We start from the raw sequence: 17,784 nt of genomic DNA on the forward strand, positions 1-17,784 counted from the left end.
AGATTCCACGCCAACATTCGCAATCGAGCTTTCATCCGAAAACCGTCGCGATGCCGGTTTGAAACTGAGCAATTGCATTATGCGATGCAAAACAGCGGGGTTCATCGCGCAAACACTATGAAATGACATATACTCAATTTCATGTGATATCTACCGACAAACCCCTGACCTGGCTTTATTTAGTCAGCATACTTCTTCGAAACCTGACGTCCTGCAATGTATGCCATGACCTCATGGGTGCCGCCGCCGAACATATTGCCGCGCAAGTCAGCCCAAATACGGCCGATGCGAACCTCCTGGGTGTAGCCAAGACCGCCGTAGATGGACAGAGCCTGGTCTGCAACCTTGAAGCACTCGGAGCAGCCGTAGCGCTTGAGCAGTGCGGAGTCGAGCTGAACGGACTCGCCGTTGTCGAGCTTCCACAGGGTCTTGTAGAGCATGTTGCGCGTATTCTGAACAGCAACCTCCATGTCGCACAGCTTCTCCTGAATCATCTGCAGCTTGGAGATGGGCTTGCCGAAGGCGATACGCTGGTTGGCATACTTCGCAGCATCCTCAAGAGCGGCCTGAGCAAGACCGACCTGCTCGGCTACAATGAAGGCACGCTCGACCTCGAAGTTCTTCATGAGCATCATGAAGCCTTCGCCCGGCTCGCCCATGCGGTCCTCTTCGGTGACGACGACATCATCAAGATAAACCTCGCAGAAAGGAATGCACTGCTGACCGATCTTGTGCAGCGGAGCGGTGCTCACGCCCGGGGTGTCCATCTTGATGTACCAGAGGCTCATCTTGCCGTTTTCGCGAGATGCATCCTCGTCCTTGGCGACAACGATGGTGTACGGAAGAACAGCGCCCATGGTGACCCAGGTCTTCTGACCGTTGAGGCGATAGGTGCCGTCTGCCTGCTTCTTGGCAACGCAGGTCATGGAGCGGTTGTCAGAGCCAGCGCCCGGCTCGGAGATGGACAGAGAGGCGATAGGCCAGCCGGTCTCCATGTAGTGGTCAACAGCATCCTGCTTCTGTTGCTCGGTGCCGAACTCCATGATGTCGAACATAGAAAGAGAGTTCTGATAGAGGATGTGCATGCAACCGCTGCAGCGATACAGCTCTTCGATCATGAGGCCGAGGGTAACCTTGTCGGCAGGAATTCCACCATATTCCTCGGGGATGCCCATGAGGCCGAAGCCGGCATCGCGATACGCCTCGGCGATTTCCTGGGGCATGCTGTGGGTCTCGTACATCTCCTTGACGACGTCCTCGGTGAAATAGCGATCGCAGAATTCACGCACGCTTTCAAGCAAGAGCTCTTGTTCGTCGGTAAGAGCGAAATCCATTACGTCCTCCTTAACGATGGGTATGCTGCCGAGGCTTTCGCCTCGCTTCGATAGGGCAACAATACGCCAGAATTGGAGAGTGATGGATGGTCAGTTTTTAGATTGTGAGCAAATAGTATCAACAGAAGGCTATGTATAACCATCTCCGTTGGTTTTCGCTCCCATATATAGATCTTACGCCGAGAAAAACGGATATTTTCTTATTTAACCTGGGATTATATTTAATTTTCATTATACTTTCAGGTAGTTTCGAATAGCTTCCCATATTCCATTCCCTTGTATTTTTGTGGTAGGATTTTACCCAGTTAATCTATTTCGTCCATCTGTTTTCCGTCAGGAGGTTAGCATGGGTTCAATCGACACCATGAAATTGATGGGAGACGCCTTCGTAAGCCTCGCCGAGCGTTTTCCTCTTGAGAAAATATCGGTTTCTGACATCGTTGCCGCATCGGGCAAAAACAGGAAAACTTTTTATTATCACTTCAACGACAAGAGCCATCTCATTCGCTGGATTTTCCGCAACGACCTTGCAAGCCTACTCCAGGAGCGCTTTGAGGGAGCATCCCTTGTCTACGAGGAGAGCGGCGAGTATGCCATGCCGGATTTACCGTACTACACGCTTAAAAAAACCGGCATCCGCTCTCTCGACGGATCGGGATTCTTCTGCGCTCTTGCGGACACGTTCCAGAACCGTCGCGCCTATTACGCCAAAGCCCTTCGCTCGAACGACCCCGACGGCTTGCGCGCCTACCTGCTCGAACTGTACACTCCCGCCCTCGAAAAGGACATTCGGTTCATCCTGAGCAACCGAACCCTCAGCGAATCCAGCATCCGGTTTCTCGCCGAATTCTATGCAGGCGCAATAGTCACCTATATGGCCAACCGCCTTTGCGACCCCGCCGAACACGACATTCTCTCCGACATAGACCCCTTCGGCAATATCGTCCACGATTCGATAGAACACATGATCAAAGAGCAGCAATTCCGCCGCGTTCTCTAAGCGATCGCTATTCAGCGGAATTACTTGTCGTCCCGCCGAATAGCCCCGCTGCCATCGCACGCTTTATGCACTACGCTTCGTTTCGACACCCATTCCGCCCTCCCATAGCTCAGCGGATAAAGCGAAGCGGCTCATGAAAAAGCGACGCCCCGCAAGGGAGCGCCGCTTTCTTCTTCTTTATGAAAGCGTCATTCGTGCGATAACGACTCCGCGCCTTGCAGTGCGCTGGTACGCCCCGTCCTCGAACGCACAAGGGACGCGCTTACGCACCTGAGCGCGCACTAGTCGCCGATCGTCCGGGCGACATGCCTCGCGCTTAATGCACCGAGCACGAAAGGCACGGGTCGTATGCACGCACGAGCTTTTCCACCTCGAGGCGAATCGTGCCCTCATCGGTCCCCTGGTTCGCAAGCAGCTCAGCGACCTGGAAGACATTATGCTCGGTGTCGCTGAGATTGTGCACCGTAGGAGTGATGATGTTCGCATGCACCACCCGACCCGCTTCGTCGAATTCCACATCGTGCACCAGCGTTCCACGAGGTGCCTCGGTCATGCCGACGCCGCGACCGGGCCTGGGCTCAAAGTCCACCGGTTCGCTCGACCCCTCCCCTTCTGCAAGCTCGCGCAGCATTGCCTCGCAACGCACGCATACGTCCACAAGCTCCACAGCCTGGGCGACGTTGTTGGAATACGGATTGAGCGACGGCGGACGAAGACCCGCTTTGGCCGCGGCAAGGCGCGCTTCGCGCGTCAGTTCGTTCCAGCTCACGTTGATACGGGCAAGAGCACTTGCCGCAAATGTCTCCTGCGTGTCCCGACGACGCGAGAAGTACGCCGCCGAGTGAGCGACCTGGTATTCCTCTATATAGTCGCGATACTGCGCGCAATCGAATTCGAAGCCGTCTTTGGCAAAGCACGGCCGACCGGAGACAACGGCGTAATGGCCCTCTTCGCGCAATGCGAGGAAATCGCCCTTGGTGGCGATATCGGGCACGGGAAATGCCGCGAACACGTCCACGACTTTCTCCGCAAAGGGCCGCATATCGCGCAGCTTATCAGCCAGCTCGATGTATTCCTCCGGCGAAACCTCATGCGTGAACCCGCCGACAACCGCCGTAATGGGATGAATGGAACGCCCTCCCACCTTCGTGCACAGCTCGTTGCCGAGAGCTTTGATGGCAAGCCCGCCATTAAAAAGCTCCGGCTCTGTCACGGCCAACGGAAACAGGCTTTCCTCTCCCGCAAAGTCAGGCGCGGCGAAGACGAACAGATGCGATGCGTGGTTCTGCAGGTAGCTGCCGTACACCAGAAGCTCGCGCAGCATGCGCGTACGATCGCTGACCTCCACGCCGAATGCGTCCTCTATGGCCAGAAGGTCGGTCACCACATGGCTCGACGAGCAGATGCCGCAGATACGCGATGCGATATAGCTGATTTTGTCGTAGGGTCGGCCTACGACCATCGATTCGAACAAGCGCGCAGGTTCGACGATGTTCATCTGAACGTCGCGCACTTTTCCGTCTTCTATGGAGACATGCACGTTTCCGTGGCCTTCGACACGGGCGATATGATGCATGGAAAGCGTCGTTCGTGCCATTATTCCCCCTTTTCAAGCATCGGGTTGATCTGGTTGAACAGCTCGAGCGAAGCGTTGAAGTCCTCGACGCTCATGCCCTTCGAAGCAACCATGGCGCGGGCGGAATCGAGATTGGCGAACGGAGACAGCCCGCGGCAACCGTTGCATTCGCGGCCGAGGTTGACGCATTTCGCGCCGCACCCCGCAAGCGTCACAAGACCAAGGCACTGCTTGCCCATCTTCCAGAAGCAACCCGACTCGTTGCGTTTGCAGCTGCCGCACATCGTGTCCGCATACGGCAAGACGTTGCTTCCGTACAGCGCGCGCTCGAGCACGGCGATAAAATCCGCCGTATCGATAGGGCAGGAACGAACCTCGAAATCAACCTCGACAACCGAGGATACGCTGCGCGGGGCCAAAGTTTCACCGCACGCATCGGGCAATGTTTCGCCATAAACATCGACAAGGCGTTCGTGAAGTCCCTTCGACGCCATGCCGGGAATGCCGCCCGTCACCGCGCACGCACCGATGGCGATGACCGTACGGGCACGCTCCCTCCATCGTTCGACGCAACGGCGGCTTTCCTCGGTCGTCACCGCCCCCTCTATGACGACGACGTCCACATCGCCTTCAGGCTCGGGCGCACTCGAAGCCAACTGCCAGTACTGAAGGTCTATCTGGCCGAGCACATCGAGCAGGTGCGCTTCGTCATTGGTAATCTGCAGCTGGCAGCCGAAGCAGCTTGCCAGGCCGACGACAACCACACGAGCAGGCGCATTTTCATGAAACTGTGAGCATGTCATTCTACATCGACCCCTGAATATTTTTGGCTTCCCAATAGTTGAACACGGGACCGTCAATGCAGACGTACTGATGCCCTACTTGGCAATGACCGCATTTGCCCATGCCGCATTTCATATGACGCTCAAAGCTCATATAGATGCGATCGTACGGGATGCCTTTCTTGCGCATTTCCTCGACGACAAAGCGATACATGACCGGGGGTCCGCACAGTACGCCGAAGGTATTTTCAGCATCGACCTCGATAGATTCGAAGGGCTTGGTCACCAGGCCCACTTCCCCGTCCCAGCCTTCTTCGTAGTTGTCGACCGTAAGGTGCAGATCGAAGTCGCGACGATGCTTCCACATCTCGAATTGGTTGCGGAACATCACTTCGCGAGGATTCTTCGATCCGTAAATGATCGTGACCTTTCCGAAAGCGTGGCGCTCGTCATGAATGTAGTTGATAAGCGACTTCAACGGCGCGATGCCCAGGCCGCCCGCAACAAGAAGGATGTCGTGCCCCTTCATCTCCTCGAACGGAAAGCCGCGGCCGAAAGGCCCGCGAATCCCCACCACGTCACCGCACTGCATGGCGTGCAACACCTCGGTGAAGCGGCCCGCGCGGCGGACGCAAAGCTCGATGAAACCCTGCTTCGAAGGGGCTGAGGAAATCGAGATCGGAGCCTCTCCCACCCCGAAGATGGACAGCTCGACAAATTGGCCGGGGTCTTGATGAAACGCCGAACGAATACGCTCGTCGATCAGGCGAAACTCGAAAAGCTTCTCCGTGGCGGTGAGGTCGGTGATGGATGTGATGCGTGCCGGCCAGGGTCTATAGGGGTTTTCCGCCATAAGCTCTTCGCCGGTTTTGACATGATGAGCGAAATCCAGGGGTTGCACCTGGACAGACGTTGTGAGGGCATGGCTATTCGGCATCGTTGGCCTCCTTGCTGAGAACGGCCGACGAACGCGTTTTTTCGTCGAAGAATTTGAAGACTTCAATGGGATTGATGTTCACCTTGCAGGCATTCACACAGCGGCCGCAGCCGACACACAGCATAGATCCGTGCTTGACCTTGAATCCGTTAAGCTTGTGATACATGCGATGACGAACGCGCCCTCGCTCGTCGGCACGGAAATTATGGCCGCCGGCAACGCGAGCGAAATGGGGGCTGTTGCAGCTGTCCCACACGCGCACACGCTCTCCCGTTTTCGCGTCGGGAGAAAGGATGTCTTTGATATCAAAGCACATGCACGTGGGACACACGGCGGCGCAGGCTGTGCAATTCAGGCAACGCGAGCCGAATTCCGCCCAGAAGGGGTCGGAATGATAGGTATCCATGAGCATGGCGATATCCTGCACATTGGGAATGCTGCCATCGAAAGCGGCGGTGCGCCTGTGCGTGGCGGCCGCAAAGAGAGCGCGGTCTTCGTCCGTTGCCTCGCGCAGATGCGTGCTTTCTTCGAGAATCTCAGCGGCAGCGACAGACGAGATGGAAACCCAGTAGCGATCGCCGAGATCTTGCAGGAAAAGGTCGTAGCCTCGGGGGGCCTCGTCGGCGTCTACTCGGTGGCAGAAACAGTTTTGCGTAGGCATGCAGCCAACGCCGACGATCAATGTCGCTTCGCGGCGGGCGCGATAATACGGATCGCCGTAGCGGCTGTCGAGAAAGACTGCGTCAAGGCGTTCGATGGCGTTCAAATCGCACGGATGCACGCCGAAGAGCACGCGCGGCTTGATGTCTATCTCAAAATCGACCACGTCATTTGACGCTACGTCGAATTTAAACAGTGTTTCCTCGGACGGAAGGAAATACTTCTTGGGAGATGCGATGGTGGTCGGATAATCCAGCACGACATCGCTCGGGTCATCGATCACATCGAAAATGTAGCCCGGGCCATGTTTGACCGGGGCTACAAGTTCGTATGAATCCATAAATGCGCGGATTAACGACGGTAAATCATCGGCATCGATAATGCGATAGAGCACACGCTCCTCCTCTTACGCAGGGATACGCTCGATGGCCCGATGCGTCGCTGAAGAAAAACTACGCGCCGAAGAACACGCCGATTTCGCGCTCGGCGGATTCAGGAGAATCGGAGCCATGGATGACATTTTCGTCCATAATGAGACCGAAATCGCCACGAATCGTGCCAGGGGCTGCTTCTGCGGGGTTGGTGGCACCCATGAGCGTGCGCATTTTCTTGACAGCGCCTTCGCCGGAAACGACCATCTTGACCACGGGACCGCTGGTGATGTACTCGATCAGGCCGTTATAGAAGGGCTTGCCCTCATGCTCGGCATAGTTAGCCGCAGCCTGCTCGGGGGTGACCATGCCGAGCTCCATGCGCTCGATGGTCAGGCCGGAGCGCTCGATGCGAGCGATGATCTCGCCCATATGACGATTGCGAACGGCGTCGGGCTTGAGCATGGAATAAGTCTTCTCGATTGCCATTGTTTTTCCTTTCTTGTTATTCGCCTTGCGACGATGTAAACACGTCTTGAAGCCGAGCGAGCCCGTGACGGACTCGCTGTGTATACGCTATTGGTTCGACGGGAACGACATCTCGATGCCTGAAACCTTCCAGCCAATCAGGTCGCGGACCATATCGATGCGATAGTCGACATCGCCGCCCTCCTCCGTCTTCGCAGAGACATACACGGTGGAGTTCGACATGCTCTTGTCAACACCGTCGATCGTGATGTTGCCATCCTGGACGACACCGCGCATTGCGGCATCGATGTTGTCCTGCCCAACCGATTCGACGAAGTACTGAGAAGCATTCTGCGTGTCGGAGAACAGGCTGCGAGCGACGGATTCCTGCGTGGGATAGCCCCAGCCCTGGGTGTAGAGAAATACGCATCCGGCGGCCGCAATCAGCAGCAGCGTGAAAATGAACACGAGAATCTTCAAACCGACGTTGCGGCGCTTGCGATCTTGGCGCGCAAGACCCTTCGAGTAGCGCTCGAGCTCTTCGTCGCTTGCGTTGAAGAAGCGCTCATCGCCCGAAGCATAGCTGTCCGGCGCATCATAGCCGTAAGCATCGGCGGGATAATACTGCGGATCGGCAGCATAGGAATCGTAGCCGTAATACTCGTCCTGAGGAAGAGGAGCGCCATCGGCCGCAACGTCCAGACCGGACATATCGTTTTCAGGCTCCGGCACGACGATGGGCTGCATCGCGGCGGTGCCGGTGGCAACAGCCTGGGCAGCACGGCCGTAATCGACGCTTGCGGAATCGCTGAGGAAGTACGTCTTATCGGCAAGGGCGGCCTCGAAGGCGTTCATGGCCTGCTGCATCTGGTTGCAGGCGACGTAGGCCTGGCCGAGATTCGCGTACATTTTATTGCGCGTGGCCGGGTCCATGTCGAACTGCAGGGCGCTCTCGTAGGACTGCACCGCATCGGCGGGGCGGTCGAGCGCCATGAAGCACACGCCGAGATTCAGCAGGGCCTTCGTAGGATCGGGGTTGTTGGTGTCAAGAGCCGCCTCGCGAAACGCCACGCCGGCCTCAGCGTTTTTGCCAAGCTTGAGCAATGCGTTGCCCAGGCCCAAGTACGCCTTATACGGAGCATCGTATTTCGCATCGGACACGGCGATTTCAAAATGAGAGACGGCATTTTCGTAGTCGTGCAAAAACGCATACGCCTTGGCAAGGTTGCAGTTGACCGCGCCGCACGCATCGTAGGCGGTATCGGCGGTAGCCTGCGTATAGGCATGAATAGCCTCGCCGAAATCCTTCATCTGCAAAAAACAGTTGCCGATCTGATGGTAGATATAGCCCAACTCGCCAGGACCCTTCTGAATGGAGGGGTCGGTGAGGCACTGGTTGAACAGAGCCAGCGCAGTCTGAAAATCGCGGGCTTTGTACGCCTCGCGTGCTTGGGCGATATATTCGTTATCCATAGGTTCTTCCTTCAATGCCGAGGCGACGTTTCGCATGCCCGCGACGTTTAGTCGGCGTTCTCGATTTCGATGGTTTCGATGACGTCGCCAACACGAAGTTCGGAGATGACGTCTTTGCCCTCGATGGTCTGGCCAAACACGGTATAGCCGGAATCGAGGTTATGCTGCGGGCCGAGGCACAAGTAAAACTGAGAGCCCGCAGAGTCGGGATTCATAGAACGCGCCATGGCGAGCGCACCGTCTTCGTGAGAATTGTTGGGGTTGGTGGTGTATTCCTGCTTGATGGTATAGCCGGGACCGCCCGTGCCCAGTCCGGCAAACGGGTTGCCGGCAGCGGCAACAACCTGATCGGAATCGAGGTCGCGCGTGTTGGGGCAGCCGCCCTGAATCACGAAGTTGGGAACATAGCGATGGAACTTCAGGTTGTCATAGAAGCCCTTGCGAGCAAGCTCGACGAAGTTGCCCACATGAATGGGCGCATCATTGCCTGCAAGCTGCACGCGGATTGCACCCTTAGAAGTCTTGATGACGGCAATCTCGCTGCCGTTAGGCTGATACTCGGGGGTATACATAGCCATGCTCATGCGCTCCTTCTCTTGCCCGTTCGCTTCTCTTGCCCGTTCGTTCAAATGCCGACACGCACCTTACCCTGCCGCGCAGAGGCTCGGCCGGCTGCTGGTGCCCCCTACAGGATTCGAACCTGCGGCTTTCTGCTCCGGAGGCAGACGCTCTATCCCCTGAGCTAAGGGGGCACATTAGCGTTCGAAATTATACGCTAAAATGTACGAATGCGAGAAAAGAGGTCACATGCGTGAAGAAATAACCATAGAACGCCTTTCTTACGGCGATGCCGCTATAGGAAAAGCAGCGGACGGCAAAACCGTTTTCGCCTTCGGAGGATGCCCGGGCGATACAGCAATTGTAGAAATAACCGCAGATAAAGGCACATATTACGAAGGAACGGTCGTGGACGTGACCGAGGCTTCGCCCCATCGCGTAACGCCCCCGTGCCCTTACGCCGATATATGCGGCGGATGTGGTTGGCAGCACATTTCCTACGATTGCCAACTCATAGAAAAGCGTGAAAACGTCATTTCCCAACTAATCCGCACCGCCGGTATCGACGAAGAGAAGGCGCGAAGCCTCGTTCGCGACACCGTGCCGTCCAAGCGAACCATGGGATATCGCAACAAGCTCGAATTCGGCTGCGGCCGCGATGCGCGGGACGGATTCGTCGTAGGACCATACAAGAAGCACACCAACGAGATTCTCCCCATCGACAGCTGCCCTTTGGCCCATAAAGGAATCGAAAAAGCTCCCAAGGCAATCCGAGGGGCGCTTCGCTTCCTCAGCGGGTCGAACGATTTGGGAATCTACCGCATCGGCATTCGTCGATCGATTCGCACCAACGACCTCGAGGTGGCCCTGTGGACGAATACGGGATCGTTCCCACGCACTGCGGTGGCAAAGACGCTTTCGCAAGCCGTCAAGGCAACCAGCATCGTGCGCGTCATGACAAGCGACAAGGGCAAGGCGCGCAAGCTGAAAGGCGTCGAGGTGCTCGGCGGCAAGGGATATTGGACCGAACGCGTCTGCGACACGGAATTCAAGGTGAGCGCCCCATCGTTTTTCCAAGTCAACACTGCCCAGGCGGAAAAACTCGTCGCACTCGCCCTCGAGGGGCTCGAGCTTGAAGACGACGCCGTAGTGGCCGACCTGTATTGCGGCATTGGCACGTTCACGCTTCCTCTTGCCGCCGCATGCGACACGGTGTTCGCTGTGGAAAGCTACGGCAGCAGCGTCCGCGACCTTCGCCGCATAGCCGAAGAGCAAGGCTTCGACAACATCGAGGTCATCGGAGGAGACGCGGCGCGAGAGCTGCCGGAGCTCGGGGAGCTCGACGCGCTTCTGGTAGACCCCCCAAGGGCTGGGCTTGCTGCGGAGATCATCGGCAGCATAGCCGACGCCGGTCCGCGCCGCCTTGCCTACGTGAGCTGCAATCCTGCCACCTGGGCGCGCGACGTCGCGCGCTTGGCGGGCGTCGGATACGAGCTTGCATGCGTGACGCCCGTGGATATGTTCCCGCAGACATACCATGCAGAAATCGTATCCATCTTCCAGCGAGAGGCTTAGGATCGCCAAGAAGGGCATAAGGCGTATACTAATGAATGGACAAAGGATGCGATCGCCGGATTTCGCGCTGCGGATGCAAGGCACAAACCGCAGGCAATTTCGTCCCGTCGCATCCTTCCAACGAAAACCGTCCTTCTTCAGGACCGTTAAAGGAGGGCATCATGGCTCTTAGCAAAATCCTCGTCGCCTACGACGGATCGCAAGCAGGCGCCTCAGCGCTCGACCTCGCCGCAGACATCGCCGGGACGAATCCCAACGTGAAGGTAGACGTCGTCAACGTCGTCGCCATCCCGATGCTTACTGACGAGCAGCTTATCAGCTTCGCCTCCGTGCTCGAGCTTATGGAGCGCGACGCGAAAGAGCTCCTCGGAAAAGCCGTCGACCACCTCGACGAAATCGGCCTTGAAAACGAGGTCGAGACATTCATGCTCAACGGCACCGACCCCGCGATCGAAATTTCCAAACTCGCCGACCAGGATTCTTACGACATGGTCGTCATCGGAAGCCGCGGGCTCGGCGGAATCAAAGGCTACCTCGGCAGCGTGGGGCATAAGCTGCTGAGCATCTGCAGCAAGCCCGTGCTCGTTGCGAAATAACGCTTCGCCGACCAACGAATTGAGCTCGTAACCCGTCAGCTCCCAGCCCTCGATGCTCGGACGGTCACGCAACGCCGCTTCGGCGCACCGCAAACTACGGCCCGCACGGCTTTCAACCGTGCGGGCCGTTTCTCGTAGAGGTCTGAAAACGACGCCTTCGCACTTAGCGCAGATCGCATGCCGCAGAAAGCCCGTATGCGCCCTTCGCATGGAGCACCGCGTTTTCTATGGCTTGCTGCATGGCCTCCGTCGCCACGATGGCAACCGCATCCGTCGAGCTTTCCACCTCGCCCGATGCGAAGGTGAATATGGTGTCTCCATCATTGGAGGTATGAACAGGCTTGATGGCGCGAGCATAAGCGTCATGCGTCGTCGAAGAGACCTTCGTCGCCTGAGCCTTCGTCAATTTGGCGTTCGTGAGGACGACGCCGATCGTGGTGTTCTGCGTGACACCAGCCCCTTCGACGGGAACTTTTTCGGCCTCCGCACCTAAAGCATCGGCTTGCCCATCGCAAGAACCCGCTGCGAAAAACACCTCGAGCGGATCGAGAATGCGCCCGTCGGCCTGGCAGCCCGCCAGCCATGAGCCTGCGCGATCGCACACGTTACCAAGCGCATTCACCGCCACGAGCGCAGCGACGACGACGTCGCCTTGGCGAAAGCAGCTGCAGCCGAACCCCGACTTCATAGCCTGCTCGGGCCGGCCCATCTTCCCCACGGTCGCGCCGCATCCTGCGCCCACGTTTCCCTGCTCGAGAGAAGACCCGAAGCCGACAGTGCCATCTTTGGCGGCGGCAAATGATTCGAGGGCCGAACGGGCGGCCTTCGCCCCCATTGCCTTGTCGGGATGGGCGTTCTTCCCCACCAAAACGTCGAACAGGCACGCGCCTGTCACGATAGGGATGCAGGCGTCTGCGAGCCTGAACCCGATACCCTTCTCCGAAAGCACGTCCATGACGCCGCATGAGGCCTCTAGGCCAAACGCACTGCCTCCGGAAAGCACGACGGCATGCACGGATTCGACCATGTTTTCAGGCTTGAGCAGGTCTGTCTCGCGCGTGACCGGCCCGCCGCCGCGAACATCCACGCCGCAGATGGCGCCATGCGGAGCGACAACAACCGTGCAGCCCGTTCCGGCGACTTCGTCATGGGCGTGCCCCACGCCGAACGAAGCGAGGGCTTCAAGAGAAATGGACTCCATCACGATCAACTCCCTTTTTCACGGCTTATTCCAGGGTTCTAAGATACCTCTTCGTCGGAAGAAACGCCGTACTCGACGCTGCCCATCTCGGCAAGCGTCGAAATGAACGGCAGGTTTTCGGGGTTCTCGACAATCGTGCCGCCGAAACTCACCGTGCCACGGTCGACCTTGGCGGAAAATACACGCGGATCGAATCCCGAGAGAGCGAATCCCGCCAAGGAGAGCACGATTCCCAGCCCCGCCAAAACGCATGCAACGCGCCGCGAGGTCTTCCAGATTTCTTTCATATGAGCTCCCATCTTTCGGTATTTACGCCGCAACAGCGCACGTATTATCGGCTTCGTAATGTTTGAACGGAGAGACAGCCTTTCGTATCCATTTCTGAGAAAGCACTGCCAAAGCGCGGCTCGCCGAAAACGCCGCGTTGAATACGAGCAGGCCGACGCCTCCGAGCACGCACCCCAAGCCGACCTGAGCGAGAGCGAAGGCAAACGTTCCCGTCATCACGCCGCACCATGCCAGATACAAACCGAACGGTAGCGCGAACATGCATACCGCTGCCACAAGCCAGATGCACGCCGCCGCAAGCCAGGTGCACAGATACACCGACGCCACCGCGAGCAGGAACGCGAACGCGAGCGGAATCCACAAGGGAGACCCCGCGATGGCAAGAACCCAAAGCAGCGCAGGACTTTTGCGCCTTGTTTTCGCCACCGCTCGCGGCACAACGGGAAGCTCCCCTAGAATGCTTTCCGCCGCCAATTCGACCGGCCCCATGGCGCAAACGGCCTCTTCCTCGGACATTCCCTCCTCAATGCGGTCGTCAATCGCCTCCCGGTAGAAAGAGAGAATTTCGGAGCGCTTCTCGCGGGAAAGGCAATCGAGCGCCTTCGCCAAAGCATCGAGGTAGTCTTTCTTATTCACGAGCTTCTCCTTCTCTCTCATCGGCTATCGTTTGCTTGCCACAGTCCCGTTCGTCGCATGCTGTACGCTCGCTGTACGCTCGCTGTACGCTGTGAATGCTCGTCACCTGCCGCATCCTCTATATAGCGATATATCTGCATGACCTCTTGCTTCTCCCGAAGGAACGATTCAAGGAAACCTCTCCCCTTCTCCGTGGTTCGATAGTATTTACGCAGGCGTCCGTTATGCTCTACCGCCCGAACGGAGATGAATCCGCCTGTTTCGAGGCGCTTTAACAAGGGGTACAGCGTCGATTCGGTCAGACCGAGAATGTCGGGGACGTCCTTGACGATCTGGTATCCGTACGACTCCTTGCGACACAACGTAGACAAGACGCACGCTTCCAGAAAGCCTCGCTTCATTTGCGCATCCACCATATACCTCCTTTCGTCATATACTATGTGTTGCATACTATATGACGCATAGCATTACTGTGCAAGAGAAAAAGGAAAATTCCTCCGGCAAAATATTCTTGCACCATGCGCAAAGTTGTAGTATCGTATGCAAATGCACTTACGCGGGTGTAGTTCAATGGTAGAACCTGAGCCTTCCAAGCTCATGACGCGGGTTCGATTCCCGTCACCCGCTCCAGAGAACAAGCCGAGCCAGGTGTACCTGGCTCGTTTCTTATTCGGGACGTGGCGCAGTTTGGTAGCGCGCCTGCTTTGGGAGCAGGATGTCGCAGGTTCGAATCCTGTCGTCCCGACCATCGTTTTCTTTAAGCCGGCTTCATGTCGGCTTTTTTCATGCTCTAGCAATACGGCTGGTGCCTACGTGCTCAAAACTTGTCGGTCTCTCTGCTCTTTACAGCGTATAGACATACATTCTCCCAGGTAATTATGATTCGAAGCGAAAACGGATAATACAGAAGGCCTCTAGCTGCTCTCTTTCCTTGCGAGAGAAGCAAGACAGAAGGCCTTCTTTTCTTGCGCAAGCAGTGTTCTTCGCTGCATGCACTCAGAACTTTACATCGTATATCAATATCTAGGAAAGTTTCTCCTTCAAGGCGCGCAGCGCGTTGCCCCTGTGGCTAATGGCGTTTTTCTCCTCCTGCGTCACCTCGGCGAGGCTTTTGTCTCCTTTGAATTCATCGGGAAGAAACAGAGGGTCATACCCGAAGCCGCCCTCACCTGACAAGCCGTGAGCGATACGTCCTTCAATCGTGCCCGAAGCTGCCATCTCAGTTCCGTCTTCGTCGACGAACACAAGCGAGCAGACAAAACGGGCGGTGCGCTCGTCATCCGCTATGCCCTCGAGCTCGCGAAGAACCTTTTCGTTGTTTGCATCGTCGTTGCCGTGCTCCCCCGCATAGCGTGCCGAAAGCACGCCAGGCGCACCATCGAGAGCGTCTACCACCAAGCCGGAATCATCGGCCAAGGCGGCAAGGCCCGTATGCTCATGCGCAGCAAGCGCCTTTATGCGCGCGTTACCTTCGAATGTGTCCGCGTTCTCTTCCGGCTCGGGATACGGCTCGCGTTCTGCGAGCGTCAGAAACTCCCAACCGTCGAAATTAAGCGCAGAACGAATCTCCTCGACCTTATGGGCGTTGTTGGTGGCGATCACCACTTTCTTCATGACAACTCCTCTCGTCCTTACAGAAAAGGCCTGCAGCGAACACCGCAGGCCGCATGTTGCAATCTATTCTTTACCGATAACCTCGCGTTGGAGGCGCAGCAGCTCGCCTATGCCCTCCTCGGCCATATCGAGCATTTCGTTCAAACGCGTGCGCGAGAAGCTCACCTGCTCGCCCGTCCCCTGGACTTCAACGAATTCGCCCTTGGCGTTCATGACCACGTTCATGTCGATTTCGGCCTGGGAGTCCTCGCGATAGTCGAGATCGAGCAGCAAACGACCTCCCACCAAGCCCACGCTTACCGCCGCAACCTGCCCGTAGAGGGGGTTCGTCTTGACCTTGCCGGACGTGCGCCACATCTCGAAGGCGTCATAAGCCGCAACCCATGCGCCCGTGATGGCCGCGGTACGCGTACCGCCATCAGCCTGCAGCACGTCGCAGTCGATTGTCATGGTGACCTCGCCGCCCATGTTCGCCATATCGCAGACATTGCGCAGCGAACGGCCTATCAGACGTTCAATTTCCTGGCTGCGGCCTTTGCGACCCTTCGTCTCGCGCGGGGTTCTCTTCGCCGTAGATGCGGGAAGCATAGCGTATTCGGCCGTCAGCCAACCCATGCCGCTTCCCTTGCGCCATCCGCCCACGCGCTCTTCAATGGTGGCGGAGCACAGCACATGCGTGTCTCCGAATTTTACCAAGCAGCTTCCGGCCGCATTCTTCATGACATTGCGTTCAAGCGAAACCTCGCGCAGAGCACGATCTTTTCGATTGTCGGTTCGAGTGCCGAACATAATTCCTCCTATTGCGTATTCGACGCGTCTTGCAGCCCCGATTCGCACGACATGCTGCCGTACTTTTCAAGACACGAAAGATCGATATGGGTGGGTCTGCATATTTCTTGATTGAACACGCGAGACCCGAAAGATTGAAACTCCTCCACCTCGTCGGAGGACGTGAAGAACTCGCGCGTTGCAACGTTGTCGGGCGATGCGAGCTGACCGCGCAACGTTAGCGTTTCGCGCACGTCTTTCGCCATCTCTTCGGCAGACGACACCAGCAAGACACTATGACCCACCACGCCGCCGATCAGCGCCTTGAGCATGGGATAATGCGTACAACCAAGCACGAGCGTATCGATGTCACAGCGACGAAGCGGCTCGAGATAATCCTGCGCAATCTCTTGGAATGCAGGGCGGATGTAGACCTTCGAGGCTCGGCTCGTCAAATCTTCGATCGGGCCTTTGCTCATGCGGATACCCTGTTCGACGATGTCTACGAACTTTGGCGTTGCCGTGGAAAACACCGTGATGCCGGCGTCGATATGGCGGATGGCGCGCGGATAGCATTCGCTTTCCACGGTCCCCTTCGTCGCGATAACGCCAACACGACGGTTCTTCGTAGCACGCGCCGCCGCGCGAGCGCCCGGCTCAACCGCGCCGATCACGGGCACCGCGAAATTCTTCTGCGCATGCTCAAGACCGGCGGCCGTCGCCGTGTTGCAGGCAATGACGAGCAGCTTGACGCCTCGGTCAAGCAGCCAGTGGCAGATTTGCTGAACGAAACCGTCGACCTCTTCCTGCGAGCGCGGGCCGTACGGGCATCGTGCCGTATCGCCGAAATAGACAATCGATTCATTCGGCAGCTCCTCGGCTATCTCTCGAGCCACCGTAAGCCCGCCGAAGCCGGAATCAAAGATGCCGATGGGAGCGTTGTCGTGCGAATAAGCCATCGTTTTTCTCCCCATCAAACAAACAAGCGCCACATATCGACAGAGGCGCTTCGTTGATTTTTGCGTAAAAGAAAGCATACCCCATTCCCATGTTTCTGGGAAAGAAACCGAGAGAAATACGCGATAAACGGCATAATGCTTGACAGTACACTCGGAATACCTAGAATAAAGAATTCGGCATTATCCTATGCCGTGAAGCTTGATAATCAAGCCAGGTGGAGCAGTCACCACTTCGATGAGCCGGTCTCGCACATGGCGCATCGCGTATTCGGGGGCGACTGGTTTCGACATGGTACGTTTGAACTGAGGAGCAGGTCGTGGTCTCCTCGCCACGTTAAACAGGGGTACCGTCAAGTTAATTGGCAAAGCTAAAACTCAGAGCGCTCCGGCGCTCGCCATGGCTGCTTAATTTACGCAGCCCGTCAACCTCGGGTTATCCCCGGCTCGAGCGCGACGTCATGTTAGGGGATTGCGTCAAAGCACGTAGCCTGTATGGCTTTGGCTAAGATCGAACGGGCTAGAACCGACAACGCGTGTCCGTAGGCTGCGTCGGTTTGAATCTCGACCACGGAATAAGCTTGTAGAGCCTGAGGGATGATGTAGTATGGACCGGAGTTCGATTCTCCGCGCCTCCACCAAAAGCACACAGCGCCCGACAGCGATGAAATCGCAGGTCAGGGCGCTTTTTTATTGTCTGGTTTCATCGGAGCGAAAAAGAGGCGATCTATGCACTTTGAACATAGCTCGCCTCTTTTGTTTTTACAAAGCGAATTCGAAGAAAACAATACCTAGGCGCGAATCGGTGGTCAAAAACAACGAGTTAGGGGAAGATTCTGCGTGAGAATGCAGGTCTGCGGTCAAAAGCGATGCATTGGGAGAAGTTTCGAGGTACCAAACGCTTTTTTTCGAGTCGATTCCCAACTTTCCTGCACGTCTTCATCCCTTCAGAAAGGATGAACGGCACAAATAGACCTGCCAGCGGTATCGT

The 17,784-nt window shown here is 56.9% G+C and carries 18 protein-coding genes, 3 tRNA genes and 1 other RNA gene; 6 read left to right on the plus strand and 16 right to left on the minus strand.

Going from position 1 to position 17,784, the window contains the following annotated elements:
• Window positions 1–179: 179 nt before the first annotated feature.
• Window positions 180–1,334, minus strand: a complete 1,155-nt coding sequence (locus tag HMPREF9451_RS05255) for an acyl-CoA dehydrogenase family protein (protein ID WP_009139264.1) — start codon at window positions 1,332–1,334, stop codon at window positions 180–182.
• A gap of 346 nt (window positions 1,335–1,680) precedes the next feature.
• On the opposite strand from HMPREF9451_RS05255, the gene HMPREF9451_RS05260 reads away from it, so the two are divergent.
• Window positions 1,681–2,334, plus strand: coding sequence for a TetR/AcrR family transcriptional regulator C-terminal domain-containing protein (locus HMPREF9451_RS05260; RefSeq protein WP_009139265.1), 654 nt, complete (start codon window positions 1,681–1,683; stop codon window positions 2,332–2,334).
• Window positions 2,335–2,650: 316 nt separating this feature from the next.
• Here the strand turns inward: HMPREF9451_RS05260 and HMPREF9451_RS05265 are convergent, their stop codons facing one another.
• The 8 genes from HMPREF9451_RS05265 to HMPREF9451_RS05300 form a co-directional block, all read right to left on the minus strand.
• Window positions 2,651–3,931, minus strand: coding sequence for a Ni/Fe hydrogenase subunit alpha (locus HMPREF9451_RS05265; RefSeq protein ID WP_009139266.1), 1,281 nt, complete (start codon window positions 3,929–3,931; stop codon window positions 2,651–2,653).
• A complete protein-coding gene (locus tag HMPREF9451_RS05270; protein WP_009139267.1) occupies window positions 3,931–4,713 on the minus strand; it encodes an NADH-quinone oxidoreductase subunit B family protein in 783 nt (260 codons plus the stop codon). Before HMPREF9451_RS05270 ends, HMPREF9451_RS05265 begins: the two co-directional genes overlap by 1 nt.
• A 1-nt stretch (window position 4,714) precedes the next feature.
• Entirely contained in the window at window positions 4,715–5,629 is a 915-nt protein-coding gene (locus HMPREF9451_RS05275) for an FAD/NAD(P)-binding protein (protein ID WP_009139268.1), read from the minus strand.
• Window positions 5,619–6,683 (minus strand): 4Fe-4S dicluster domain-containing protein, encoded by a 1,065-nt coding sequence (locus HMPREF9451_RS05280; protein WP_009139269.1) that lies wholly within the window; start codon window positions 6,681–6,683, stop codon window positions 5,619–5,621. The genes HMPREF9451_RS05275 and HMPREF9451_RS05280 overlap by 11 nt, the downstream gene beginning before the upstream one ends.
• A 58-nt stretch (window positions 6,684–6,741) precedes the next feature.
• Window positions 6,742–7,149 (minus strand): nucleoside-diphosphate kinase, encoded by a 408-nt coding sequence (ndk, locus tag HMPREF9451_RS05285; protein ID WP_009139270.1) that lies wholly within the window; start codon window positions 7,147–7,149, stop codon window positions 6,742–6,744.
• A gap of 87 nt (window positions 7,150–7,236) precedes the next feature.
• On the minus strand, window positions 7,237–8,601 hold the full coding sequence (locus HMPREF9451_RS05290; RefSeq protein WP_009139271.1) for a tetratricopeptide repeat protein: 1,365 nt from the start codon (window positions 8,599–8,601) through the stop codon (window positions 7,237–7,239).
• Window positions 8,602–8,648: 47 nt separating this feature from the next.
• Window positions 8,649–9,179: a peptidylprolyl isomerase gene (locus HMPREF9451_RS05295; RefSeq protein ID WP_009139272.1), complete on the minus strand. Its 531-nt coding sequence runs from the start codon at window positions 9,177–9,179 to the stop codon at window positions 8,649–8,651.
• Between the two features lie 98 nt (window positions 9,180–9,277).
• Window positions 9,278–9,353 (minus strand) — tRNA-Arg (locus HMPREF9451_RS05300).
• A gap of 55 nt (window positions 9,354–9,408) precedes the next feature.
• On the opposite strand from HMPREF9451_RS05300, the gene rlmD reads away from it, so the two are divergent.
• Window positions 9,409–10,734, plus strand: coding sequence for a 23S rRNA (uracil(1939)-C(5))-methyltransferase RlmD (gene rlmD / locus HMPREF9451_RS05305; RefSeq protein ID WP_009139273.1), 1,326 nt, complete (start codon window positions 9,409–9,411; stop codon window positions 10,732–10,734).
• A 161-nt stretch (window positions 10,735–10,895) separates the two neighbouring features.
• Window positions 10,896–11,330 carry a universal stress protein gene (locus HMPREF9451_RS05310; protein WP_009139274.1) on the plus strand — a complete coding sequence of 145 codons (435 nt, stop codon included), beginning with the start codon at window positions 10,896–10,898 and terminating at the stop codon, window positions 11,328–11,330.
• Between the two features lie 163 nt (window positions 11,331–11,493).
• Here the strand turns inward: HMPREF9451_RS05310 and HMPREF9451_RS05315 are convergent, their stop codons facing one another.
• The 4 genes from HMPREF9451_RS05315 to HMPREF9451_RS05330 are packed head-to-tail and all read right to left on the minus strand — an operon-like array spanning window position 11,494 to window position 13,871.
• Window positions 11,494–12,531, minus strand: a complete 1,038-nt coding sequence (locus HMPREF9451_RS05315; RefSeq protein ID WP_009139275.1) for a P1 family peptidase — start codon at window positions 12,529–12,531, stop codon at window positions 11,494–11,496.
• Between the two features lie 38 nt (window positions 12,532–12,569).
• The gene (locus HMPREF9451_RS05320) at window positions 12,570–12,818 is read right to left on the minus strand and encodes a hypothetical protein (RefSeq protein ID WP_009139276.1); all 249 of its coding nucleotides are present in this window, start codon (window positions 12,816–12,818) and stop codon (window positions 12,570–12,572) included.
• Between the two features lie 22 nt (window positions 12,819–12,840).
• The gene (locus tag HMPREF9451_RS09415; RefSeq protein ID WP_009139277.1) at window positions 12,841–13,455 is read right to left on the minus strand and encodes a DUF1700 domain-containing protein; all 615 of its coding nucleotides are present in this window, start codon (window positions 13,453–13,455) and stop codon (window positions 12,841–12,843) included.
• A 17-nt stretch (window positions 13,456–13,472) separates the two neighbouring features.
• Entirely contained in the window at window positions 13,473–13,871 is a 399-nt protein-coding gene (locus HMPREF9451_RS05330) for a PadR family transcriptional regulator (RefSeq protein WP_009139278.1), read from the minus strand.
• A 140-nt stretch (window positions 13,872–14,011) separates the two neighbouring features.
• On the opposite strand from HMPREF9451_RS05330, the gene HMPREF9451_RS05335 reads away from it, so the two are divergent.
• Window positions 14,012–14,085 (plus strand) — tRNA-Gly (locus HMPREF9451_RS05335).
• A gap of 41 nt (window positions 14,086–14,126) precedes the next feature.
• Window positions 14,127–14,203, plus strand: a tRNA-Pro gene (locus tag HMPREF9451_RS05340).
• 275 nt (window positions 14,204–14,478) lie between these two features.
• Here the strand turns inward: HMPREF9451_RS05340 and rdgB are convergent.
• From rdgB to murI, 3 genes are all read right to left on the minus strand, one after another.
• Complete coding sequence (gene rdgB / locus HMPREF9451_RS05345) at window positions 14,479–15,069, minus strand: RdgB/HAM1 family non-canonical purine NTP pyrophosphatase (protein WP_009139279.1); 591 nt, start codon at window positions 15,067–15,069, stop codon at window positions 14,479–14,481.
• Window positions 15,070–15,132: 63 nt separating this feature from the next.
• Window positions 15,133–15,858, minus strand: a complete 726-nt coding sequence (rph, locus tag HMPREF9451_RS05350; RefSeq protein ID WP_009139280.1) for a ribonuclease PH — start codon at window positions 15,856–15,858, stop codon at window positions 15,133–15,135.
• Between the two features lie 8 nt (window positions 15,859–15,866).
• A complete protein-coding gene (gene murI / locus HMPREF9451_RS05355) occupies window positions 15,867–16,796 on the minus strand; it encodes a glutamate racemase (protein ID WP_009139281.1) in 930 nt (309 codons plus the stop codon).
• A gap of 270 nt (window positions 16,797–17,066) precedes the next feature.
• Here murI and ssrA point away from each other — a divergent pair.
• Window positions 17,067–17,434, plus strand: a transfer-messenger RNA (tmRNA) gene (gene ssrA / locus HMPREF9451_RS09650).
• The last annotated feature ends 350 nt before the right edge of the window (window positions 17,435–17,784 follow it).

The organism is Slackia piriformis YIT 12062 (assembly GCF_000296445.1).
GTDB classification, from domain to species: domain Bacteria; phylum Actinomycetota; class Coriobacteriia; order Coriobacteriales; family Eggerthellaceae; genus Slackia; species Slackia piriformis.